This window comes from Roseivirga sp. AWQ4_251, from assembly GCF_056158225.1.
Genome location: NZ_JBSWSW010000002.1, coordinates 1,971,333 through 1,993,517, shown reverse-complemented (window position 1 = coordinate 1,993,517; position 22,185 = coordinate 1,971,333). Strand labels below are relative to the sequence as shown.

At 39.9% G+C, this 22,185-nt stretch carries 22 protein-coding genes and 1 tRNA gene; 14 read left to right on the top strand and 9 right to left on the bottom strand.

Going from position 1 to position 22,185, the window contains the following annotated elements; translation table 11 throughout:
- Nucleotides 1-144: 144 nt before the first annotated feature.
- Nucleotides 145-1,611, bottom strand: coding sequence for a trypsin-like peptidase domain-containing protein (locus ACXACJ_RS22660; RefSeq protein ID WP_475136721.1), 1,467 nt, complete (start codon nucleotides 1,609-1,611; stop codon nucleotides 145-147).
- 154 nt (nucleotides 1,612-1,765) lie between these two features.
- The gene (locus tag ACXACJ_RS22655; RefSeq protein ID WP_475136720.1) at nucleotides 1,766-2,191 is read right to left on the bottom strand and encodes an Hsp20/alpha crystallin family protein; all 426 of its coding nucleotides are present in this window, start codon (nucleotides 2,189-2,191) and stop codon (nucleotides 1,766-1,768) included.
- Between the two features lie 202 nt (nucleotides 2,192-2,393).
- On the opposite strand from ACXACJ_RS22655, the gene ACXACJ_RS22650 reads away from it, so the two are divergent.
- Nucleotides 2,394-3,641, top strand: coding sequence for an NRAMP family divalent metal transporter (locus ACXACJ_RS22650; RefSeq protein ID WP_475136719.1), 1,248 nt, complete (start codon nucleotides 2,394-2,396; stop codon nucleotides 3,639-3,641).
- Nucleotides 3,642-3,741: 100 nt separating this feature from the next.
- Nucleotides 3,742-3,815, top strand: a tRNA-Asn gene (locus ACXACJ_RS22645).
- 18 nt (nucleotides 3,816-3,833) lie between these two features.
- On the opposite strand, the gene ACXACJ_RS22640 is transcribed toward ACXACJ_RS22645, so the two are convergent.
- The 5 genes from ACXACJ_RS22640 to ACXACJ_RS22620 all read right to left on the bottom strand — a co-directional run bounded on the left by ACXACJ_RS22640 (nucleotide 3,834) and on the right by ACXACJ_RS22620 (nucleotide 8,918).
- Nucleotides 3,834-4,106: a hypothetical protein gene (locus ACXACJ_RS22640; protein ID WP_475136718.1), complete on the bottom strand. Its 273-nt coding sequence runs from the start codon at nucleotides 4,104-4,106 to the stop codon at nucleotides 3,834-3,836.
- Nucleotides 4,107-4,570: 464 nt separating this feature from the next.
- Nucleotides 4,571-5,683, bottom strand: coding sequence for a 6-bladed beta-propeller (locus ACXACJ_RS22635; protein WP_475136717.1), 1,113 nt, complete (start codon nucleotides 5,681-5,683; stop codon nucleotides 4,571-4,573).
- 241 nt (nucleotides 5,684-5,924) lie between these two features.
- Entirely contained in the window at nucleotides 5,925-6,299 is a 375-nt protein-coding gene (locus ACXACJ_RS22630; RefSeq protein WP_475136716.1) for a globin domain-containing protein, read from the bottom strand.
- Nucleotides 6,299-7,552, bottom strand: a complete 1,254-nt coding sequence (locus ACXACJ_RS22625) for an aminotransferase class I/II-fold pyridoxal phosphate-dependent enzyme (RefSeq protein ID WP_475136715.1) — start codon at nucleotides 7,550-7,552, stop codon at nucleotides 6,299-6,301. The genes ACXACJ_RS22630 and ACXACJ_RS22625 overlap by 1 nt, the downstream gene beginning before the upstream one ends.
- Nucleotides 7,545-8,918, bottom strand: a complete 1,374-nt coding sequence (locus tag ACXACJ_RS22620) for an NfeD family protein (protein WP_475136714.1) — start codon at nucleotides 8,916-8,918, stop codon at nucleotides 7,545-7,547. Before ACXACJ_RS22620 ends, ACXACJ_RS22625 begins: the two co-directional genes overlap by 8 nt.
- Before the next feature lie 55 nt (nucleotides 8,919-8,973).
- Between ACXACJ_RS22620 and ACXACJ_RS22615 the strand changes: the two genes are divergently transcribed.
- From ACXACJ_RS22615 to ACXACJ_RS22560, 12 genes are all read left to right on the top strand, one after another.
- A complete protein-coding gene (locus ACXACJ_RS22615) occupies nucleotides 8,974-9,759 on the top strand; it encodes a DUF4905 domain-containing protein (RefSeq protein WP_475136713.1) in 786 nt (261 codons plus the stop codon).
- The gene (locus tag ACXACJ_RS22610; protein ID WP_475136712.1) at nucleotides 9,756-10,709 is read left to right on the top strand and encodes a LysM peptidoglycan-binding domain-containing protein; all 954 of its coding nucleotides are present in this window, start codon (nucleotides 9,756-9,758) and stop codon (nucleotides 10,707-10,709) included. The genes ACXACJ_RS22615 and ACXACJ_RS22610 overlap by 4 nt, the downstream gene beginning before the upstream one ends.
- Nucleotide 10,710: 1 nt before the next feature.
- On the top strand, nucleotides 10,711-12,693 hold the full coding sequence (locus ACXACJ_RS22605) for a hypothetical protein (protein ID WP_475136711.1): 1,983 nt from the start codon (nucleotides 10,711-10,713) through the stop codon (nucleotides 12,691-12,693).
- A complete protein-coding gene (locus ACXACJ_RS22600) occupies nucleotides 12,693-13,481 on the top strand; it encodes a TIGR02757 family protein (RefSeq protein ID WP_475136710.1) in 789 nt (262 codons plus the stop codon). Before ACXACJ_RS22605 ends, ACXACJ_RS22600 begins: the two co-directional genes overlap by 1 nt.
- A gap of 76 nt (nucleotides 13,482-13,557) precedes the next feature.
- Nucleotides 13,558-14,166, top strand: coding sequence for a sigma-70 family RNA polymerase sigma factor (locus tag ACXACJ_RS22595; protein WP_475136709.1), 609 nt, complete (start codon nucleotides 13,558-13,560; stop codon nucleotides 14,164-14,166).
- A 12-nt stretch (nucleotides 14,167-14,178) separates the two neighbouring features.
- Nucleotides 14,179-14,472, top strand: a complete 294-nt coding sequence (locus ACXACJ_RS22590) for a hypothetical protein (protein ID WP_475136708.1) — start codon at nucleotides 14,179-14,181, stop codon at nucleotides 14,470-14,472.
- A gap of 1 nt (nucleotide 14,473) precedes the next feature.
- A complete protein-coding gene (gene gmk / locus ACXACJ_RS22585; RefSeq protein ID WP_475136707.1) occupies nucleotides 14,474-15,046 on the top strand; it encodes a guanylate kinase in 573 nt (190 codons plus the stop codon).
- Nucleotides 15,047-15,050: 4 nt separating this feature from the next.
- Complete coding sequence (gene nadD / locus ACXACJ_RS22580; protein WP_475136706.1) at nucleotides 15,051-15,626, top strand: nicotinate (nicotinamide) nucleotide adenylyltransferase; 576 nt, start codon at nucleotides 15,051-15,053, stop codon at nucleotides 15,624-15,626.
- 135 nt (nucleotides 15,627-15,761) lie between these two features.
- Entirely contained in the window at nucleotides 15,762-18,386 is a 2,625-nt protein-coding gene (locus ACXACJ_RS22575; protein WP_475136705.1) for a DUF5686 and carboxypeptidase regulatory-like domain-containing protein, read from the top strand.
- Between the two features lie 88 nt (nucleotides 18,387-18,474).
- Nucleotides 18,475-19,125: an ExbD/TolR family protein gene (locus ACXACJ_RS22570; protein ID WP_475136704.1), complete on the top strand. Its 651-nt coding sequence runs from the start codon at nucleotides 18,475-18,477 to the stop codon at nucleotides 19,123-19,125.
- Nucleotides 19,126-19,265: 140 nt separating this feature from the next.
- Nucleotides 19,266-19,877 carry a thiol:disulfide interchange protein DsbA/DsbL gene (locus tag ACXACJ_RS22565; protein WP_475136703.1) on the top strand — a complete coding sequence of 204 codons (612 nt, stop codon included), beginning with the start codon at nucleotides 19,266-19,268 and terminating at the stop codon, nucleotides 19,875-19,877.
- Nucleotides 19,878-20,033: 156 nt separating this feature from the next.
- Nucleotides 20,034-20,681: a response regulator gene (locus ACXACJ_RS22560; RefSeq protein ID WP_475136702.1), complete on the top strand. Its 648-nt coding sequence runs from the start codon at nucleotides 20,034-20,036 to the stop codon at nucleotides 20,679-20,681.
- On the opposite strand, the gene ACXACJ_RS22555 is transcribed toward ACXACJ_RS22560, so the two are convergent.
- Nucleotides 20,678-21,748: a hybrid sensor histidine kinase/response regulator gene (locus ACXACJ_RS22555; protein ID WP_475136701.1), complete on the bottom strand. Its 1,071-nt coding sequence runs from the start codon at nucleotides 21,746-21,748 to the stop codon at nucleotides 20,678-20,680. The two genes, ACXACJ_RS22560 and ACXACJ_RS22555, sit on opposite strands and share 4 nt — an antisense overlap.
- Nucleotides 21,748-22,182 (bottom strand): response regulator, encoded by a 435-nt coding sequence (locus ACXACJ_RS22550; protein WP_475136700.1) that lies wholly within the window; start codon nucleotides 22,180-22,182, stop codon nucleotides 21,748-21,750. The genes ACXACJ_RS22555 and ACXACJ_RS22550 overlap by 1 nt, the downstream gene beginning before the upstream one ends.
- Nucleotides 22,183-22,185 lie beyond the last annotated feature (3 nt).

The following is a 22,185-nucleotide window of genomic DNA, read 5'->3' as shown; positions in this document are numbered from 1 at the left end:
TCTTTTTTAGATTTTCATAGTTACGTCAAATTTCAAAGGACTGCAAAAAGGAAAAGAGAAATCCCCTCTACGAAAAAGTTCGCCCAACAAAAAAGCCCTTCAAGCTAACACACTCAAAGGGCTTCAAATTTCTTCAAAAGTAAACTACCAACTTATTCTGTAATACTTTTTCTCTCCGTCAGGATATTTACCCATCACGAAGAAATCCTGTGTTTTTGTGTCCAATATTTTCTGTAACTGAGAGATGTCGCGAATATCTTCATCCCCTACTTTAGTAATTACAAAACCTTCTTTTATTCCACTTTCTTTCCAAGCGCCAGACCCCAATTCTGCAATCTGAACACCCTCTTCCATTCTAAGTTTGCGCTTTATTGCTGAATCTATGTTTTTAAAAGTGGCTCCTTCAATTTCGTAAGTCAAGGGGATTTCTTCAAAAACTTCTTCGGGCTGAATTACTTCCATAGGAATCAAATCTTCTTTCTTTTGCAATTCCAAAGAAGCATCTTTCTCTTTTCCATTTCTTTTAAAGTGAATGGCGACCGCATCTCCAGGCCTTCTTCTAGCGATTAGCTCTTGAAGTTCGCTAGTGGTTTTCACTTCTTTTCCATCAACCCCAACAATCACATCCTCTTCTTTTAAACCTGCTTTATCTGCCGCACCCCCAGGATTAACTCCCATAATACGTACGCCAGAAAGTTCTTTGGTATCAATACCATCAGCATCACGAATGGTGACGCCCAATAAACCTCTTTGCACCTCTCCGAATTCTAGCAAATCGTCCATCACCTTTTTCACCAAAATAGAAGGAACGGCAAAAGAGTAGCCATTGAAAGTGCCCGTGTTTGTTGCGATTGCAGTATTGATTCCGATCAAATCCCCTTCCAAATTCACCAATGCTCCACCGCTGTTTCCTCGGTTCACTACGGCATCAGTCTGCAAAAAGGATTCAATTCCATAGCGGTTTTCAGGACTTGTAATCAAATTGATATTTCTTGCTTTTGCGCTAATAATGCCTGCAGTCACTGTATTATTTAAATCGAAGGGATTTCCAACCGCCAAAACCCATTCTCCAATTTCTACATCATCGGAATTGCCAAAGCCCACGAAGGGAAGATTGCTTGCTTTAACTTTGATTAGCGCCAAATCGGTATCGGGGTCCGTACCGACAACTTCGGCCTCCAATCGCCTGTTGTCGTCCAGCCTTACTTCAAGCTCATCAGCGTCTTCCACCACATGATAATTGGTGGCGATGTATCCATCTTGAGAAATCAAAACCCCCGAACCTGTTGACATTCTATAGCGACCACCACTGCGGAACATCCTTCTCCAGCTTTTAGAATCACTTTTTATTTTGGAACGATTGGTGATATGGACTACAGCAGGAACAATTTTTCGAGAAGCACTTATAAAATTGACACCCTCGGGAACAATGTAATTTCTAGGAACATCATCTGCCTTATCGAAACTTGTAGTTACTGACCTACCTTCATTTATGCTTCCAAAACCAGAAACATCATCACCCGAGGCAAACAACCCTATACCCAACAACACAACGAGACCTCCTAAAAGAGAAGACATCAACATTCCTAAAAAAAACTGTTTTTTGCTCATACACCTCAATTTATATGTTCCACTCGGCAGTTAATAACGCCTAAACTTTTGAGCGTGTTCTAATTTATTGAATTTCAAACAGTATTTAACAGCATTTAACAAAAAAGCCCCGATCTCTCGGGGCTTTTACAATCTAAACTCAACAACACAAACCTTATTTCACTGCAATTTTAGACTCGAGTTTCTTAACCTCATCTTTTGGAATATTTAAGGCAAGAATCCCATTTTCATATGATGCCTCAATACCTTCTGCTTTCACATTATCTGGCAGCTGAAAGCTTTTGAAAAACTTACCATACTCTGTTTGCACAGCATAATAATTCTTCTCTTTGTTTTCCTTTTCAAACTTTCTCTCACCACTAATTGTCAATCTTCCTTCTTTCAAATCAATGTTGAAATCGCTTTTATTGAAACCAGGAACAGCCAACTGAATTTCAAAAGCTTTTTTAGTTTCCGCTATATCAACCTTAGGTGAAAACGAAGAGCCATTCTGCTGAATGGGATCATTAAAGAATCGATCAAAGAAAGTGTCGATTGTAGCGGGAGTCAACCAGTCCGAGTTTCTTCTAATTAAGTTCATAATATTATAGTTTTTGTTTTTTTCAATCTTTATGACCTCCCATATGTGAAAATCATACCACTCGGAATTTTTCAAGAAAACAAGACAATATGACTTGTTTATTTTTTAAAACACACAAAATCAAGACACAATGACCGGATTAAGTCAAGTAAATTACATATGACTACTGCTAAACTTTCTCTATTTTTAAGGTTTTGCACCTATGGATTTCAATTTTAAAAACACACTTAAGGCTCTTGGCCCGGGTATTCTTTTCGCCAGCACCTGCATTGGCGTATCCCACTTGGTTCAGTCAACAAGGGCTGGAGCGGATTTCGGCTTTCAATTGGTCGCCTTCATTTTATTAGCCAACCTTTTTAAGTATCCATTTTTTGAGTTCGGATCGCGATTTGCCGCGGCAACCAAAAAAAATCTGCTCGAAGGCTATTTAGCCGAAGGGAAATGGATTCTTTGGGTCTATTTTATTCTGAGTTTAGGCTCTATGTTTACCGTTTCGGCCGCGGTTACCTTCGTTACCGCAGGCATGTTCAACAACCTTACGGGCATTACGTTAGACCCTTCTTTGGTATCGGGAATTATCCTCGTTTTCTGTTTTCTCCTTTTGGCTTTAGGAAGGTATAGCATTTTAGATTCTATGCTTAAAATCATTGGAGCCGTATTACTCATTTCGACTCTAGTAGCCTTCTTTGGCGCATTAGCAAAAGGCCCGACAACTCCTGTGGAAGGTTTCGTTCCAAAGGACATTATGGAGCGAGATAGCATCATCTTTATCATTGCGCTTATGGGATGGATGCCCACCGCGGTTGACCTTTCTACATGGAACAGCCTTTGGACCATCGAACGCATGAAACAAACTGGCTACACACCCAAGCTGAAAGAAATCCTAGCCGACTTCAATTTTGGCTATATCGTTACTGCGGTTTTGGCTATTTGCTTTCTTACGTTAGGCGCGAAAGTGATGTACGGAACTGGCATTGAGCTCTCGAACAATTCCACTGTTTTTTCTGATCAGGTTGTGAGCCTGTACACTTCGGCCTTAGGCAACTGGGCATATTTTATTATTGCAACAGCTGCATTTAGCACCATGTTTAGCACTACCATCACGGTTGTGGATGGATTCGGAAGAGCAATGGGAGAAACAAGCCGACTACTTTTCTTTCCAAAAGCGAAAGAAAGAGCCGCTTACACTTGGACAATGGCGATAATTGTGGTGGTTTCGTTCATCTTCATTAAGGTGCTTGCCTCAAACTTGAAAGATCTGGTTGATTTAGCCACCACTCTATCGTTTGTTATAGCTCCGGTAATTGCCATCATCAACTACAAGGTGATAAATTCGAAACAAATTCCCGATGACTACAAACCGGGCAAAAAGCTTGATTTACTTGCAAAGGCAGGCATTGTTTTCCTAAGCGTTTTCGCTGTTATTTACATCGTAGTGTACTTCTTGTAATTTTTTCTGAAAAATTTCAGCAAAGGTTTTGGAAGATAAAAAACCAACAGCTAATATTGCACTCCGTTTCGCAAGAAGAGTGAAACAAAAACATAAAAATTCCTCCTTAGCTCAGTCGGTTAGAGCATCTGACTGTTAATCAGAGGGTCCTTGGTTCGAGCCCAAGAGGAGGAGCAAAAGCTAGCAGAAATGCTAGCTTTTTTTGTTTTCTAAGCAATAATCAACCTGTTTCATCTTCTTTATATTGGTTTCGCGGTATACCCCTAAAACATTAGCATAATAGGTTTTGACTTTGTGTTCCCACGCACTTTTAACTCCTTCATCCAAAGGATAAAGAATCTCTAAAAATTTATCTGATGGCAAGGGAATGTTTAACGATTCAAAATCGATTTCATTCCACCCTACTTTTTTTTGGGTTTGAGAACCACTGACTTGGTAAGAATATGCTGAAAATTGGACAGGCATTCCATTTTCGCGTTCTTCATTTTACGATTCGGCACCAGAATCCGCAACACCATAGTATTGAAAAGGATTACCAGGAGGGGTGATATACACAGAAATCGACTTAAAACATCCTCGATCTTTATTTTTGGGGCTAACAAATACTCCATAACCTTTGCCCAGGCTCTAAAAAGAAAAAACTCATCTTAGATCTTCGCCCTTACAATCTATTTAGAGCAAGAGTAGTATCGCCATAAGTCATCAATTCCCAATCCTTAGCTTCAAAAACAAAATCAGTTTGAAGAAACTATTTTCATCAGAAGTTGCCCCCCTGCTTTTCTGTAGTTTCATAGAAAATCAGTCCCCCCCTCTTCTTAGTAGATTCATCAATAACCTGCCCCTGAATTACTACATTTTGAGCCACCAATTGAGCACTCAACAAACAAAGCAGCGCTGCACTTTCAATTTGGAATACTTCATAGCTATAACTATTTCAGTCTGTATGTCAACAGAAAGGGAGTTTCTTGATCAGAATTTGTATCCCAATCGTCATTCCCTCCATTTTTGAAAAACTCAGAGTTTATCTCAGACCTTCTAATCACATGTATGTAACCTTCGTTAGAGATTCCTTTAGGATAAGTTAAGGGCGCGTTCAAGCCTTCAACTGAAATATTCTTGTAAGAAGAAACCTTATTATCCTTGCCCTCAACGGCCAAATAATGATTATTGTAAGCATTGTGCATATACCAAAAAGAAGACCTTCCTGCCTTTTCCATATAACCATAAGCTGCCGCCACTTTATTCTCTTGACCCATAACTTCTAAAAACTCACCAATATCATCTAAACTCCACTTGTCTTGTGCCATAGCAAAGGAACCAAAATCGACTTTAAGTAAAGGATCAAACCCCTCTTTGCTTACTCGATATACAGTGGTGAACTCTCCAGGATTCGCATAATACACTTCACCTTCTACCGAAGTGATTGCCGGATCAATTGAAGCCTCAATGGCCATTGGAAATTCTCCAAACTGCTGAAACTTTGGCTTCAATGAATTTCTCTCCACAATCTGAACTCCATTATACTGACCTTCATCACTGTAGGAATCATTAACCACAACCAACCAGTCATTGTCAATTGCCCGAAGCCCCATCCAATAATCCTCAACTTTAATAGCTTTGATATATTCAAGTTCTGGGAAAGAATAGTAAACAAGCCTCAATCTTTCCCTATCATAAATAGCAAGTTCTTTTTCATTGATGAGCGTGAAGTTTTCCAAGTTGGCATATTCTTCAGGCCCATACCCAACTCGCTTCAATTGGTTGACGTAGTTTCCTTTCTCATCTACCACGGTAATGGTTAATGACCTATCATTGTCTAACAATAAATAGTAGTCGCCAATTGTTCTGAGATGGGTAATATCTCCAATGAAATGATCATCAGGCAAACGGAGAGGAACAACCCTAATATCTTCGGCTATATCTTCCAATCGAGTTGATTCAACCTTTGCGACATCAACATACAAGGTCTTTATTTCTTCAACATGCTTAGTGCAACTCAGGGATAGGCCTAGCAGTGCAAAAGCGAAAAAATTCTTCAGCATATAAAACCATTTTGATAGTGACAGAACCAGCAACTGTGCTCAAAAAACCTTAGGCCTGCTTTCCTATTTGTAGGCTGCAAGAGTCAGAAAAGCCTTTTTATCGGGAAAGAAAAGTTCAAATGCTGATTACTATACAATTAAGATGATAAATATGTCAAAAACAAAATGAAATAACCAATTCAGAATTCAAAAAATCATAAAATCAACATTTAAAGAGACTATTTTTTAAAGTACCAATCTCTTACTTATTAATCATGTGCAATGCTGCTCCGTAGACGTACTCCCAAAAAGCATCCTTTTCTGGCTCAGGAAAAGTCGCCCTCTCTAAAGCCGCATGCATATGTTTGAGCCAATGTGTAGCCTCTTCTTTGCCAATTTCCCACTGAAAATGTCTTCGCCTCAGCATAGGATGTCCGCGCTCATCGGTATAGGTTTGCCTTCCTCCCAATGCCTGAATCAAAAACAACTTCAATCTATTTTTAGCCGGCAACAGATCTTCAGGATACATTTTTCTTAAAAGCGGATCTTCTTCAAGACCCACATAAAAATCATCCACCAACTGAAGGATATTTTCTTCGCCTATCCGATCATAAAGTGTTTGCTGTTCTTCCGCCATTATGCCTTGTCTAATGCTTGAGAAAAATCCTTAACAAGGTCATCAGGGTTTTCAATTCCGGTAGAAATTCTCACCATGCTAGGCGTAATGCCAACCGCTTGCCTATCGGCCAAACTCATGTTAGAACTACTCATGGTAAACGGATGCGAAGCCAAAGTTTCGGTACTACCAAGGCTCACGGCCAGCTTTGCCAATTTTACCGCATTTAAAAACTTGAAAGCTGCAGGTTCGCCACCTTGAATATCGAAAGCGAGCATTGCTCCACCGCCATTCATTTGCCTTTGAGCCAATTCGAATTGAGGATCATCTTCAGCAATATGTCCAACGTAATACACCTTAGTAACTTTTGGGTGAGCTTTCAGAAAATCAGCCAATTTAGCCGCATTTGATGCCTGCTTTTCCATTCGTAGCGTAAGTGTTTCTAAGCTTCTGCTCAATAGCCAGCTCGTCCAAGGCGAGGCCATGCAGCCCAATCCGCTTCTTACCTTTTTAATGCGCGCCACCAATGCTGAAGAACCAGAACAAGCTCCGGCAATCACATCGCTGTGGCCACCAATGTATTTGGTTGCTGAATACATCACTAAATCAGCTCCGTGAGCCAAAGGCTTTTGCCAAATAGGCCCCATGTAAGTGTTATCCACAGCCACATTCACCTTTCTTTCTTCGGAAGAAAAACGATTCGCAATTCTTCTTGCCATGGCAATGTCTACAATAGAATTAGTAGGATTCGCTGGAGTTTCAAGATAAATGCAAGTCAGTCTATTTTTTCGCGGATGCTGATCGACCAAATCCACAATTTCTTCTTCAGACATATCGGCACTGAAAGAAATGCTTTGTACATCGAACTTTGGAAGGAAGTTTTTGATGAAGGAATCTGTACCTCCATAGAGCGGAAATGACATCAGAATTAAGTCGCCAGCTTTGCACATTTCTAGCAAACTTGTAGTTATAGCTGCCATTCCGCTTTCAAAAAAAGCAGAATCTTCAGCGCCATCTAACAACGCCAATCGCTTTTCTACGGTAATCAAATTTGGATGATTTAGCCGAGTGTAAATCAGGCTTTTGTTCTGTTCATCCGCACTCGCCCCACCATATACCTTTTCGAAATAGGCTTTACCTTCTTCGGCCGTTGCAAACTCAAACGTTGAGGTTTGAAAAATAGGATTCTTGATAGAATTCCTCACCAATGAGGCATCATGCCCAAGGCTCATCATCAAGCTCTCAGGGCTAAATTCGTTTATATCTTCAGTCATTTTTAATCGATCTTACTTTTAAGGAAGTACCTTCTTGGCTCACAACTCTCACTTTTTCTCCCTTTTCAACATATTCGCCACGGGTGTAGGCATCGTAAATTTCTCCATCAATTTCTATTCTACCGCTGGGCCTTAAAATGGTGAAGGCTTCACCTTCTTTTCCCATTAAATCTTTAGTGTAGAAGGAAGAAGTATAACCTTCGGAACGTTTTTGCTCGCTCACCAATGCCATTTTCGAGAACATTTTGGTTTGGGTCATTCGATAGCCCAAGGCAAAAATAAGGAGTATTGCCATAAACATAGCTGCCAAAACTACAGTAGCGGCTTGAGCTAATTCCCCCGAAGGAACATAATCAAAATTGAAGAAGTCGTTATCGAGCATAATGAAAATCAGCGCCAAAACCACACAGGTTATTCCTGAAATTCCTGCAATGCCAAAACCAGGGATTACAAAAACTTCCAGAGCAATGAGAATGAGTCCAACCATGAGCACTGCAATTTCCCAGTTAGCTGCCAAGCCGTTGAGGTAATAAGGCACTAAATAGAACACTAAGGCAACGCCAGCTGCAGCAAGAGGAAAACCCACTCCAGGAGTTTGCAGCTCAAAATAAACACCGCCAATAATGAGCAAAATGAGAATTCCACTCACAAAAGGATTTAAAAAGAAAGCTACGATTCTCTCTACTCCGGAAAGCTGGTAGTTTATCAATTCATAATTTTCAATACCATTCTTCGAAAGCATATCCTCCAAACTCTTTACCTGCATTTCGCAATAGCCGTTTTTAACAGCTTCAGAAGTAGTGAAAGTAATGGTTTTTCCCGCTGTGGTTACACCTTCAATTTCTATTCTGTCATCAACCATACCTTCAGCAATGTGCGGATCGCGGCCATTTTCTTCAGCTGTAGAACGCATAATGGATCGCATGTAAGATTGATATTTATCAGGAGCCTGACTGCCGTCTGTTCCATTCACCACAGTGGCGGCCCCAATATTTGCCCCTGGCACCATATAAATGCTATCGCAAGCTATGGAGATAAGTGCACCCGCAGAAGCCGCATCATTATTTATAAAAACCCAAACAGGCTTCTCATATTCCAAAATCCTGGTTCTGATTTCATTGGCATCGTTAACCGTTCCGCCATATGTATCCATATCCACCACCACAATGTCGGCATCAACTTCTGTTGCCTCAGTTAAAGCCAAATCAACATAACGGCTCATTGTTGGATCAATTTCGCTTCGAATTTGGAGTACAAAAACTTTTGGTCGCTCCTTACCATTGTACTGTCTCCATTTGGCCATAAGCCCCGCTGAAAAAATTAAGGAGAAAGAAAGCAGTATTAAAATCCGTGTAATTCTCGACATCTCTTTGATAGGCATTTCAATGACCTATTTTTGTGTCAAATTACAAATAAAGGTTTTGTCTAAACAATTTGACCTACAGTTTTCGCACCGAATGAATGCCGAGATATGGCAGAGCTTTTGGCACAACGGCAACTTGCTACTAAGCTGTCGCGACAATGAGCAAATGGAAGCCAGTTTTTCATTGCTCGATTTTAAGTCGAATACCTTTCTTTGGGAAGATCTTGTTTTTGAAGAAAGCTGGTGGATAAGTGTTTACGACTTTAAAGACGACATCATCATTTTTCAGGTTTTTGATGACACCCAAAACATGGAAGCCCGCTCAATTTTTGGCTTTCATATTCACAATCAGGAAGTAATTTGGGCCATTGACAATGTTAATATTCAAACCCTATCAGAGAACAAGCTTGCCATAAAACAGGAAGATGAACTGATTTGGATAGACATTACCACCGGTAATTCGGTTGAAGAAAATGATATTTCCACATTTCATGAAATCAGCATGTCAAATTCACTGATTCATCCGTTTCATTATGGAGAAGAAAGCTCGCACTTCGAAACGGTGAAGAAATTCATCAAGCAATTTGCGAACGAAGATATCGATGGAGCCTGCGATTATATGGAGTACAAAGGGCTAATTTTTATTTCGGCTCACCAAAAATTGGAACAAGGTTTGAAGAACACTCTCTATGTTTTTGCCCCTGACGGAAAGATGATTTTTGCCGAAGTGCTTACCGAAAAGTCAAAAGGTCTTGCCCCAAGCACTTTTTATATCGTAAATGATCAACTTATATTTGTTAAGGAAAAACAGGAGATTAGAAGCTATTTAATTAAGAATTTATGAGAAAGATTTTGTTGGGTTTGATGGTATTATGTTTTGTAAACCTTGCCAGTTTTGGCCAAACCGATTCTCTTGGAATTCAAAAAGAAGGCTCTCAATATTTTGTATTGCATAAGGTATTGTCGGGCCAAACACTGTATTCACTGGCACGCAGATATGCTACCAACGTTACCGACATCCGCAATAAAAACCCTGAACTTGCCAGTGGTTTAAAAGTTGGCCAAACACTAAAAATCCCCTACGGCAAACCATTTTCCGAAGCCACCCCAAATTCAACCGCAGAACCAAAAAGCAATAGCCAAAAACTGCACTCAGTAGCTGCTGGAGAAACTCTTTTTTCTATCAGTAGACAATATAATATTAGTGTAGATGAACTCAAGCAACTCAATGGACTCACCTCTAATGCACTTGCTGTTGGCAAAGTTCTAATTGTTGGAAAAACTTCCTCTGCCACTGAAAAGCCTAAAGCAGCGATAGAGAAACCTAAAGAAACTGTCACAAATACTGAAGTTGGCTACAATGAAACCAACACGGCAGAAGAGAAAGTCGAAGAAAAGAAAACCGAAGAGAACGAAACGGTAACCCCACCAATAACTACACCTCCAACAACTTCAGCGACCACCACCACCCCTCCGAAACAGGAAACAGAAGTAGTGAAAGAAACCTACAATGGAACTCCTTTCGAAGAAGTTATTGAAGAAGGCCAAGCAGAATTGATTGATGAAGCCGAACCTTCAACCAAGTTCTTAGCGCTTCACAAAACGGCCAAGGTAGGCACGGTTATAAAAGTGAGAAATAGAATGAATGATCTTACGGTTTACGTTAGGGTTGTGGGCGAAATCCCTGCCACCACCGACAATGAAAAAATCATCATTAAACTCAACAAAAGAGCTTACGATCAATTAAAAGCTCTGGACAAAAGGTTCTTAGTAGAATTAAGTTACTTCCAATAGCATGAAAAGGCCTGCTATATTTCTGCTTTTACTTTTAGCAGGCCTTTTTGGCTCTATCAATTCCTTTGCCTTTCAAAGCCCTAAAAACGACAAGCAAAGTCAAGCCCATCAGCTCCCCCTAGATATCAACGGAAATTTCTTTTCCAGACCTCTGGAATTTTCAGCTTCGGGGGCCACAGGAGAAAATCGCAAATTCAAAATTTGGGGCGACCCAACTTCTCGAGATGTTTGGTTCAGCTTTAAAGCACCAGCATCCGACAAAACTATCATCACTGTGGATGACGGATTTCCGGACACCAAAGCCAAACCCTTTATTCAAATTGCTTTGGTAGATTCTGAAGGCAAAGAAATCGGAAGCTACACTTCTGGCTATCCAAGTCATTCTGAAAGACTGATTGCGGAAGGGCTTCAAGAGGGACAAGAATATTTTATTTTAGTAGACAATCCAGCAGATGGAGCAGAGCTTAAAAGTTTCAATTTAAGCTTACAGACTTACAAAACTGATCGCTGCGTTCAACCCATAACATTGAATTTGGATGCCCTTGGCAAATCTAAACTTGAGCTCGAAAAACTACTTCCTGAAGACTGTTATTGGCCATGCGCTGGCCCCGGCTGTACGAGAGAGGTTGAAAAGACAGAATTCAGTTGTCAAAATTTGGGCGACAACTTTATAAAAGTGAAAGGAATTGGCTCAAATGGAAAAACTTATTTCGGCACCGCACTGGTGAAAGTCGCTGACATCACACCACCTACCATTGCCGTAAAAGAATTCATGGTGAACATTACTAACGGAAGTCATGTAGATGTTGATCCTAAAAATGTAATCATATGGCGATGTGGCAGAATCAGCTCGGAGCCCGAACCCGAGCCTAGCCCAAACGGCACCTACAGTACCTCTATTTTTCAACAAGCTTGCTCGAAAGATAATTGTGGGATCGTGAAATTTGAATTAAGCAAAACCAGATTCACCTGCGAAGACTTAGGCAAAAATGAAGTGACTGCAACAGTAACTGACCAAAGTGGAAACCAAGCATCGACTACTGCAATTATTACCGTTCGCGACAGAACACTTCCCGTTGCCAAGGCTAAAAACATCACTGCGTTTTTAGATGAAACAGGAATAGCAAAAATTGAGGCTAATTTAATGGATAACGGATCGACAGGAGGGTGTGCCGGAATTTCGCTTTCGCTGAGTCAATCCGTTTTCGATTACAATAACCTCGGAGACAACAAGGTAAGTTTAATCGCATCGGATGAGAATGGAAATTCAGCGAAGAAAGAGGCCATGATCATAATTAAGGATACAATCCCTCCACAGATTAAAACGAAACCAGCTCGCTATTTCCTAAATGCAAAAGACGAACTCGAAATAAGAAAAGCGAACGAGTTTTTAGTCTTCTGCGAAAACGCCAACATTAAAGTAAAGCAAAGTGATTTTCAATTCAGCCCTGATGGAAGTGAAATCATTCCCGCCTTCTTTGAAAACTCTTCGAAGCAAGCAGGTTGCACTAAAGACAATACCCAGCTTTTTGAAAGTTGGTTAGAAAAAAGGAGTTTCACCGCTGCTGACATCGGCACTCAAAAGGTAACGGTATATGTTAGCGACATTGCCGGAAACAGAAGTCACGCAGAAGTTGAACTCACCATTGAAAGGGCTCCTATGGAATGCAAAAACCAGCTTTTTGCAATTCGTTCAGGACTTTGGAACGACCCAAATGTCTGGTCTGACAAACCCAATGGAGAACCCATTGGCACAATCCCGTGCTCTTCTTCAGAAGTAACCATTTCTGGTTTTAAAATCGATGTAGAATGGGATGGAAAAGCAAAAAACATTAGCCTTTCAGAAGGGGGGAAAGAAAGCACAGTGCTCAATATTACATCTGGCAAGTTAGTTTTAGAGAAAGGGATTGCAACTCAAGGAAACGTCAGACTTGTGAAAAGTTCTGATCAAAAACTTCAAATTTTAGAAAAGCGCGGCAATTAATGACAAGCCCATCGACTAACCACCAAACGCTTCAAGATTTTCTGGATTTCAAAGCTGAACAATATAACCAACCAGGATTTATTGAAAATGACCCAATCGTCATCCCTCATAGTTTTCAATTACAGCAAGACATTGAAATAAGCGGTTTCTGGGCATCGGTTTTAGCTTGGGGCCAAAGAAAAACCATCATTGCCAAGTGTAAAGAGCTTTTTGGGTTAATGGACAATGCTCCACACGATTTCATTCTCAATCATTCGGAGGCTGACCTAAAAAAGCTGCTGTATTTCAAGCATCGTACGTTTAACACAACAGACACGCTCTATTTCATCGAATTCTTCAAGCATTTTTATAGCCAGAACAACTCACTTGAAGCTGCCTTCACTTTGGGCATGTCTCCTGATGATGAAACTGTAGAAAAGGGGCTTATCCGTTTTCATAATCTGTTTTTCGAATTACCCGATTCACCAAACAGAACCCGAAAACACATCGCCACACCAGCCAGAAAATCGGCATGCAAGCGGTTAAATATGTTTTTGCGCTGGATGGTTCGAGATGACGACAAAGGCGTTGATTTTGGTTTATGGAAAAACATCCGACCCGATCAACTGGTTTGCCCCTGTGATTTACATGTCGACAGGGTAGCCAGAAAGCTGGGCCTCATCACCAGAAAGCAGACAGATTGGCAAACTGCGCTCGAACTGACACAGAATTTACGACAATTTGATGCCAAAGACCCGGTAAAATACGACTTCGCTTTATTTGGACTGGGAATTGAAGAGAAGTTTTGAATCGCTTAAAGCCAGGTAAGAACTTACAAGTTTTTACAATTAGGGTGAAAAGCAGAGATTTTACTATTTTTGACCCATGTCTGAAGAACAGGTGAATAATATCAACCCAGAGACACCAAGACAAAAATACAGCGACAGAGAAGCCGCTGAGGTTTTTGATCATGAGTTCATGCCCCATGTAAACTCGATGTACAACTTTGCATATCGACTTACATTTGATGAAGATGACGCCAAAGATTTGGTCCAAGACACTTATTTAAAGGCTTTTAGATTCATCAATTCATTTGAAAAAGGAACTAATGCAAAAGCGTGGTTGTTCCGCATTTTAAAAAATAGCTTCATTAACGAGTTCCGTAAAAAGAGCAAGCAACCGGCAAAGGTTGACTATAATGAAGTTGAATCTTATTACAATTCTGACGATGTAGATGAAAACATCACTACCGATCTTAGGGTTGAAACTGTTCAACATATGATTGGTGATGAAATTACGGGAGCGCTAAATGCTATTCCTGTAGATTTCAGAACGGTGATTATTCTATGTGATTTGGAAGGCTTTACTTATGAGGAAATGTCTAAAATCTTAGATATTCCAATCGGAACAGTAAGGTCTAGATTACACAGAGCCAGAAATATGTTGAAAGAGAAACTTTCTTCGTATGCACAAGAGATGGGATATAACAAATAAATAAAAATAGCCATGAGTGATTTCTCAGATTGGTTTAAGGAGACTTTTAAAGATTGTTATTGCGAGAAGGGAAACCTGGTAGATGAAAAGAGGTTTTCAGAGATTGTACAATTGGTGTTGGATAACGAAGCCGATGAAGAATCAAAAGCGATTTTCGAACACAAAATCAGCACTTGTGTAAAGTCGAGCGGTAGTTACGAAAAGGAAAAATGCCTTCAAGACGCCATTAAACAAAAGCTCAGCGAATACAAGCAGCAAATCCCTAACGATCTTGCTCAAACCATCAAAAAAAGCGTAAACCTGTAGAATGGGTAAAGGAAAAGCCTTCATTTTTACCGCTCCCTCGGGTTCGGGAAAAACCACAATCGTAAAACATTTACTTTCTGTAAACCCCAAGTTGGGGTTTTCTATTTCGGCCAGTACTCGCGATAAGCGTGGCCGAACCGAGGAGAACGGAAAAGACTACTACTTTCTTTCTAAAGAAGAATTTCTTCAGAAAATAGAAGAGGATGCTTTTGTAGAATGGGAAGAAGTATATACCGGAAACTACTACGGCACTTTAAAAGAAGAAGTGCAACGTATTTGGGATGAAGGCCGACATGTGGTTTTCGATGTAGAGGTGAAAGGCGCCATGAACTTGAAAAAGTATTTTGGAGACGATGCCCTGGCTATTTTTGTGAAAGTTCCTTCCATGGAAGAACTGAAAAAAAGGTTAACCTCTAGAGGAACCGAATCTGCTCAGAGCCTTTCTCAACGATTCTACAGAGCAGAATTCGAAATGAGCTTTGAAAAGAAGTTCGATGTAACTTTAATTAACGAAAACCTTGACGAATCCTTTGCCAAAGCTGAAGAACTGGTAAATGATTTTTTAAACCAATAGAGTTTTGCGCGTAGGCTTATTCTTTGGCTCATTCAACCCTATCCATATAGGTCATTTGGTTATTGCCGATGTAATGGCTGACCAAACCGACCTTGATCAAGTGTGGTATGTAGTCAGCCCACAAAACCCATTTAAAAGCTCAAAAAGTTTATTGCACGAGTTCGATCGGTTAAAAATGGTTGAACTTGCCATAGCCGATAATTATAAATTCCGAGCGTGTGATGTGGAGTTCAATATGCCTAAGCCTAGCTATACTTCTGATACGCTAGCCTATTTATCGGACAAACATCCTGAGCACGAATTCGTGTTGATTATTGGCGAAGACAATCTTGTTCATTTCCATAAATGGAAAAATTACCAAGCCATTTTAGACAACTATGGCTTGTACGTTTACCCTCGCCCTCAAGTAGACAAAACCAAAATAAAAGTAGGCCACGAAAATATTAAATACGTGGATTCACCTATGCTGGACATATCGGCTACTTTTATTCGTGATGCAATCAGAAATGAGCATTCCGTACAATACCTTTTGCCACAAACCGTAGCAGATTACATCAGGTTTAAAAAATTCTACACCTAATCAGAAAACGTTTTCTGAAAAAACTCTCATTCAAGACGTCATCTTGCTGAGTTTTTGCGTCTATTAACAGCGTGTCAGATACAAGCGATTTGTTCAAGCACGTTATTTGTAGGTCAAAAGTCAAAAACTCAACCAATGCTCAAACATTTTTTCTCAGTTGCACTCATTCTGCTTCTTGCTATAAAAGTTCAAGCCCAAGGCATTAAAGGAACTATCAAAGATGAAAATGGAGAGGCTCTACCATTCGCTTCAATTTTTGTGAAGGAAGTAGGCTCTGGAACTTCTTCCAACTTAGATGGCTATTACGAATACAGGCTCAAGCCGGGGAATTACCAAGTAACCTTCCAATTTTTAGGCTATACCTCGGTAACAAAAAACGTAAAAGTAGGCTCAACCTTCGAAACGGTGAATATCAGCATGAGCCCTCAAATTGTAAATCTGCCCACGGTTACCGTTGAAGCAAAAGCGGAAGATCCGTCTTATACTATCATGAGAAAGGCCATAGCCAAAGCCGAATATCATTTACTGCAAAACGATAGTTACTCAGCAGAGGTATACATGAAAGGCACTGGCCAAGTAACCAAGGTGCCGTGGTTGCTAAGAAAAACTTTGGAAAAAGAAGGTATAGATACTTCTCAAGTTTTTACTAGCGAATCGGTTAGCGAAATATTTTTTGAGCGCCCAAATACTTTCAAAGAAACCGTAATATCCGTTCGAACTTCTGGGCAAAACAGCGAAAACGCAAACCCTAGCCCCTACATAAACAGCAGCTTCTATTTGCCTAAAGTTGTAAATGCAATTTCCCCCTTAAACCCCAGAGCGTTTTCTTACTATAAATTTAAATACGAAGGCAGCTTCAGAGAAAGAGGCTACGAAATCAACAAAATTCGTGTTACTCCAAGATCTAAAGGAGACGATGTTTTTGAAGGAGTCATTTATATCAGAGAAGATTTCTGGAACATTCATTCGCTTGAGCTTTCAACTTCTTACATGGGATTTCAGATTCATATAGAGCAAATTCTAGCTCCTATTGAAGAAGAAATCTGGATGCCCGTAACGCTTAAGTTCACCTTTGAAGGCTCCATTTTTGGGCTGGGTGGAAAGTATGATTATCTAGCCTCTTTGAGCAATTACAAAATCGATGTAAATGAAGACCTCGATCCCTCTGTAATTTTGATAGACGAAAAAATACAGACAGCTCCTGAGGAAATTGCCGCCATTAAAAAAGGTAATGTCGAAGAGGGTGTAGAACAGGTTTTTAAGGAAGACAAGGAAGTATCGCGAAAGCAGTTCAAAAAGCTGATGCGAGAGTATGAGAAAGAAGAAAGAGAAGAATTGGATGAACCAGACGTGGTTTCTGACTACTCATACAAAATGGATTCTCTGGCCACAAAGAAAGACTCCCTCTATTGGGCTTTAAGGCGGCCTGTTCCTTTAACACAAAGAGAAATTAAGGGCTACAAAGTACAAGACAGCACATATTTTGCTGAAAAAGAAAAAATAGAAGCAGATTCTTCAGTAGCCAGAAATGGCCAGAAATTCGGCATTGGCGACATTTTCACTGGTGGCTTTTATAAGTTTGGGGATAGGTTAAGATTCAATTTCCCAGGCTTTTTGCCTCAAGTTCGATTCAACACCGTAGAAGGATGGAATCTTGATTTCACAGGAACTTTTCAGTGGAGAGAAGACACTACGGCACGACTTAGGATTTCTCCCTTTGTGCGTTATGGCTTTGCTAGCAATAAAGTATATGGAAAGCTAGAAACGCAGTTCGGAACAGGCCAAAATGAGCAACGAAATACTTTTAGAGTATCTGGAGGAAGTTATGTAAGCCAATTCAATCCAGACATTGTGAATCCTTTTATCAATTCAGTCTACACTCTATTTCTGGAAAGAAATTACATGAAACTGTATGAAAAAGACTTTGTCATGGCGAGCTGGGCAAGAAGATTCAATTATCGATACAGGGTTGGTGCGCAAGTAGAGTGGGCCAATAGAAGTGAGCTGTTCAACAATACGAATTACAGTTTCTTCGATGGTAAAAGAGAATATACCTCAAACTTTCCTCAGTACTTAGAAAGAGGACCGAATCCAAATGTAGGCGCAACATCTCTAATAGAAAACAATAAGGCTTTCATTACCAAATTTACCATTATGGCTCAGCCTTGGTTAAAGTTTAGGAAGTATAATGGCCGATTAATTCCGCTGAATAATTCTTCGCCAGAATTGAGATTGACCTACCGAAAAGGGATTGAAGGTGTAGCCAATAGCACAACCAATTACAACAATCTTGAATTTGGATTTAAATCATCGTTCGACTTGGGCGTAAGGGCAAAGGTTGATTTTGATATTGAGGCAGGGAAATTCTTCAATCAGAATTCACAACGCCTCGACCTTATGGACTTCAAACATTTTCAAGGGAACAGAATTGAATTCACACCTATGGACGTAACGGGAGGCTTCCGCCTGTTGGATTATTACAGACATAGTACTTCCAAAGAATACGTTTCTGTACTGAGCCATATTCGATTCAGGAAACTTTTGGTTACTCAACTTCCCATGCTCCGATTAAGCGGGCTGAAAGAGAACTTATTTGTAAACTACCTATCTACACCAACCTCTGGAAATTATATGGAAGTAGGCTATACAATTGACAATATTTTCAGGGTGTTGAGGCTAGAATTTGTACAGTCGTTTCAAGAATGGGAACCCAGAGAATTCGGTATAAGAATAGGAATCGCATCACTTTTCAATAATTAAGAACACGGCTTCATAGCAGAAAGAAAGAAACGGTTTTTGATATTAACTATAAAATTAGTTTATTAACTAATGAATTAATTTTGTAGCCATGTCATATCAAAAGCAAAGACCACAACAAGAAGTAAATGCCGGCTCAATGGCCGACATTGCCTTTCTATTGCTCATCTTCTTCCTTGTTACTACGCAAATCGTAACCAATAAGGGAATTCCTATGATTTTGCCAGAAAAAGCACCTCCAGTGGATGTGCCAATTCCTGAAAGAAATCTATTCAAGATTCAAATCAATTCTTTCGATCAAATCATGGTTGAAGATGAAAGGTTGGACGACATATCCGAGCTTCAAAGCATGGTTTACGATTTCGTGCTCAATTTCGGAAAGCCAAATCCAACCAGCCGAATTGACGACATGAGCGATGTAGACGTTTTCAACTCTCTACCCGCTTCAATGAAGAATTACGTGAATAACAGCTTGAAGAAACCCAACTCTTCCGATGGGCCATCCAAAGCCATCGTCAGTATTAAAACAGACAGAGGCTCCAGTTATTCCACCTACATACAGGTGATGGATCAGGTGCAGGGCGCTTATTATACCATTTATGGAGAACGCGTTGGTTTAACTGCGGACGAATATCGCAATCTTCAACGGTCGAGCCCACATCAAATGAACCTTTACGAAAAGGGAAAAAGAGGCATCAATAAAGCCATCTCACTGGCCGATCCTTCCAAATTTGGGCAGTAATATGTCGCCCAAATCTGGCCTTTATCTTCGATAACTAAAACCTAAACAATCCTTAAGTGTAAAACTCTGGCATTCTCTTTGAAAAAGCGTTTTCGAAAAGAGCCAAACTTTGTAGTTTCGGCTGTCCAAAAGAAGATGTGATGAGAAAACTATTAATGATATTAGCCTTAGTCGGATTTTTTTCGACCGCTTATGGCCAGTTTAAAGAAGGCATACACTATGATGTAGTAGCAGAGCAAGCTACCACGCAACCAACCGTAACAGAATTTTTCTCGATGTTCTGCGGGCACTGTTTTCAGTTTGAACCTTTGGTTAAAGACATTAAAACCGACTTAAAATCAGGCACCAAATTCGAGAAGTCTCATGTAGATTATATTCCTAGAGACAATCCACAAGTGCAAGCCGACATTGTTAAGGCCTACGTGATTATGGATAAGCTGGGAGAAAAAGGCGATCAAATCATGCAGTATTTCTTCAATCAAATCCATTTGGTTGGCCGCACAATTGATACCAGCGATGTGATTAAACAAATGTTTGTGGAGCAAGGTGTAAGCAAAGAAGATGTAGAAAAGTATTTTTCAGACAAAACCATTGACAGCAGAGCGAAAAACATGGCTCGTTTCTGGGAAGAAAAGAAAATCACGAATGTTCCAACGCTTGTAGTTAATGGCAAATACAAAGTGAACATGTCGAGCGTTGCTAACCTGGACGAACTGATGAAATTGCTCAACTTTCTAGTTGATAAAAAATAAAATAGCACTCCAAAAAAGGCCACTTAAGTGGCCTTTTTTATTTTCTCCATACCTTTTATCTTTTTTAAAATGAGAAGTGATACGTAAATCGCTTTAAATTTCTATTGGATTATACTATTTTGGTATGTTTATAGAAAGTCAGTTGCTATCACCGAAATGAAGAAGAGTATTAAAGTTCTTATTGTTGACGATCACAGCCTTATCCGTGATGCCATCATAAATTACTTTGAAGGCGATGATGTAATCAACATTGTTGATCAAGCGGTTAACGGACAAGATGCCCTTTCTAAAATAGAACTTCACAGCCCAGACCTAGTTCTTACCGACATCAACATGCCAGAAATGGATGGCCAAGAGCTTATTAAAGAAGTAAAATCGGGCAATAGCAAAACCAAAATGATTGCCCTAACCATGGTGAATGAAACGCAACAAATCAAAAAGTTGCTTTCCATGGGTGTTGATGGCTACATGTTGAAAAACTGCGGCAAGGAAGAATTGAAACAAGGAATTCTTCAAGTTATGGCAGGCGCCAATTACTATAGCGCCAATGTGGTGAGCAAAGTAATGGAAGCCCTTTCTAAAAGGACCGTTAAAGAAAGAACTGTTACAGAAATGCCTCTTTCTTCTAGAGAAAAAGACGTTCTGAAATTAGTTCTTCTAGAATACAGCAACAATGAAATTGCTGACGAACTGAGCATTAGTGTTCGCACTGTGGATGCCCATAAAAGAAACCTTCTGGAAAAGACTGGCTCAAAAAACCTTGTTGGGCTTGTAATCTACGCGATAGAAAAGGGATTGGCCTAAACCAAAAACTTTTTAGGAAAAGCGACAAATACATTCGTGCCATTTCCAGGCTTGGTATCAATTTCCAAAGTAGCACCAATCGAACTCGCCCTACTTTCAATACTGTTTAGTCCAAAGCAATTTTTCTCATCTTCAATTTTGGGTTTATCAAAACCAAGCCCATCATCTTCGACCATCAAATCAATCGTTTCGTCATGTTCCAAAAGCTGGATCATAACGTTTTTAGCTTTTGAGTGCTTCTGAACATTATTGATAAGTTCTTGAACAATACGGTAAACGCTGATTTTCATCTTCTCACTCACCTCGCATTTCAGGTTAGAGAAAAACTCATAATTGATTGTGCTTACTTCAGACATATCCGAAACAAATGCTTCGATGGCGTTTACCAAGCCCAAATCATTAATAACGCGCGGCATCAAGGAATGGGAGATATTTCTAATTTCTTCGATGGTGTTTGTTAAATTCAGGGTGCATTTTTCGTAGTGAGAACAAGTCTTGTCATCAAAAGTCTCTTTGTAAACGCCCAACAAACCCAAGTTTAGAGAAACCGCGGTTAAACTCTGAACAACACCATCGTGAAGTTCTTTGGCGATTCTTGCCCTTTCACGGTCCTGGGCTTGTAAAACAGAATCTACCAATTTCTCTTTAGCGAAATCTGTTTCAATCTTCAGCTTATTTCTTTCAATGGCATAGTCGATTGCCTTTTCTAAAAGCTTGTGGTCAAAATCACCTTTCACTAAATAGTCTTGGGCACCGAGCTTGATTAATTGTTTGGCCAGATTTAAGTCACTTAAACCTGTTAAAACAATAATAGGCTTGCCAAAACTATTTCTCTTTAAACGATTATAACCATCCACGCCAGAAGCATCTGGAAGTGAAAGATCTAAAAGGATGATATCAGGACATTGCTCTTCAATGGCCAAAATTCCTTCATTCAATCGTGTGGTTTCTACAAGAGACCAACTTTTTAAGTTACCCAAGGATAGGTACTTTTTTATCAGTATGCGGTCTGTAAGGTTGTCTTCAATTATTAAAACGCTATTCTTAGTTCCTTCTCCTTCTTCCATCAAGACGCTTTTAAATTCGGCAGAAGCACGGTGTTAATCCAGTAGGATTTAATGCTTCTGATCACCTCAAAAAACTCACTCAGTTCTGAGGGCTTTTGAATATACGAATTTGCATGATTAGAATAGCTTTTTACAATATCAATTTTGCTTTTTGAAGTAGTTAGTATAATTACTGGAACTGCTTTTAAATCGGGATGCGACTTGATTACAGAAAGCACCGAAAAACCATTTTTCTTAGGGAGATTGAGGTCAAGAATGATCAGATCGGGAGTATGGGCCTCATTATCTACTCCAATTCTTTGCAGATAAATCTCTGCTTCTTCTCCATCTCTGGCCACATACATGTCGTTTTCGATGCCTTCTTTTTTCAGTGCAAACTTTGTCAAATGCACATCATCGGGATTGTCTTCAACAAGAAGAATCTTAAGTGTCATGGT

Coding starts and splice junctions, on each gene's coding strand:
- ACXACJ_RS22660 (WP_475136721.1), bottom strand. CDS start 1,611: ATGAGCAAAAAACAGTTTTTTTTAGGAATGTTGATGTCTTCTCTTTTA.
- ACXACJ_RS22655 (WP_475136720.1), bottom strand. CDS start 2,191: ATGAACTTAATTAGAAGAAACTCGGACTGGTTGACTCCCGCTACAATC.
- ACXACJ_RS22650 (WP_475136719.1), top strand. CDS start 2,394: ATGGATTTCAATTTTAAAAACACACTTAAGGCTCTTGGCCCGGGTATT.
- ACXACJ_RS22640 (WP_475136718.1), bottom strand. CDS start 4,106: ATGCCTGTCCAATTTTCAGCATATTCTTACCAAGTCAGTGGTTCTCAA.
- ACXACJ_RS22635 (WP_475136717.1), bottom strand. CDS start 5,683: ATGCTGAAGAATTTTTTCGCTTTTGCACTGCTAGGCCTATCCCTGAGT.
- ACXACJ_RS22630 (WP_475136716.1), bottom strand. CDS start 6,299: ATGGCGGAAGAACAGCAAACACTTTATGATCGGATAGGCGAAGAAAAT.
- ACXACJ_RS22625 (WP_475136715.1), bottom strand. CDS start 7,552: ATGACTGAAGATATAAACGAATTTAGCCCTGAGAGCTTGATGATGAGC.
- ACXACJ_RS22620 (WP_475136714.1), bottom strand. CDS start 8,918: ATGTCGAGAATTACACGGATTTTAATACTGCTTTCTTTCTCCTTAATT.
- ACXACJ_RS22610 (WP_475136712.1), top strand. CDS start 9,756: ATGAGAAAGATTTTGTTGGGTTTGATGGTATTATGTTTTGTAAACCTT.
- ACXACJ_RS22605 (WP_475136711.1), top strand. CDS start 10,711: ATGAAAAGGCCTGCTATATTTCTGCTTTTACTTTTAGCAGGCCTTTTT.
- ACXACJ_RS22600 (WP_475136710.1), top strand. CDS start 12,693: ATGACAAGCCCATCGACTAACCACCAAACGCTTCAAGATTTTCTGGAT.
- ACXACJ_RS22595 (WP_475136709.1), top strand. CDS start 13,558: ATGTCTGAAGAACAGGTGAATAATATCAACCCAGAGACACCAAGACAA.
- ACXACJ_RS22590 (WP_475136708.1), top strand. CDS start 14,179: ATGAGTGATTTCTCAGATTGGTTTAAGGAGACTTTTAAAGATTGTTAT.
- gmk (WP_475136707.1), top strand. CDS start 14,474: ATGGGTAAAGGAAAAGCCTTCATTTTTACCGCTCCCTCGGGTTCGGGA.
- ACXACJ_RS22575 (WP_475136705.1), top strand. CDS start 15,762: ATGCTCAAACATTTTTTCTCAGTTGCACTCATTCTGCTTCTTGCTATA.
- ACXACJ_RS22570 (WP_475136704.1), top strand. CDS start 18,475: ATGTCATATCAAAAGCAAAGACCACAACAAGAAGTAAATGCCGGCTCA.
- ACXACJ_RS22565 (WP_475136703.1), top strand. CDS start 19,266: ATGAGAAAACTATTAATGATATTAGCCTTAGTCGGATTTTTTTCGACC.
- ACXACJ_RS22560 (WP_475136702.1), top strand. CDS start 20,034: ATGAAGAAGAGTATTAAAGTTCTTATTGTTGACGATCACAGCCTTATC.
- ACXACJ_RS22555 (WP_475136701.1), bottom strand. CDS start 21,748: ATGGAAGAAGGAGAAGGAACTAAGAATAGCGTTTTAATAATTGAAGAC.
- ACXACJ_RS22550 (WP_475136700.1), bottom strand. CDS start 22,182: ATGACACTTAAGATTCTTCTTGTTGAAGACAATCCCGATGATGTGCAT.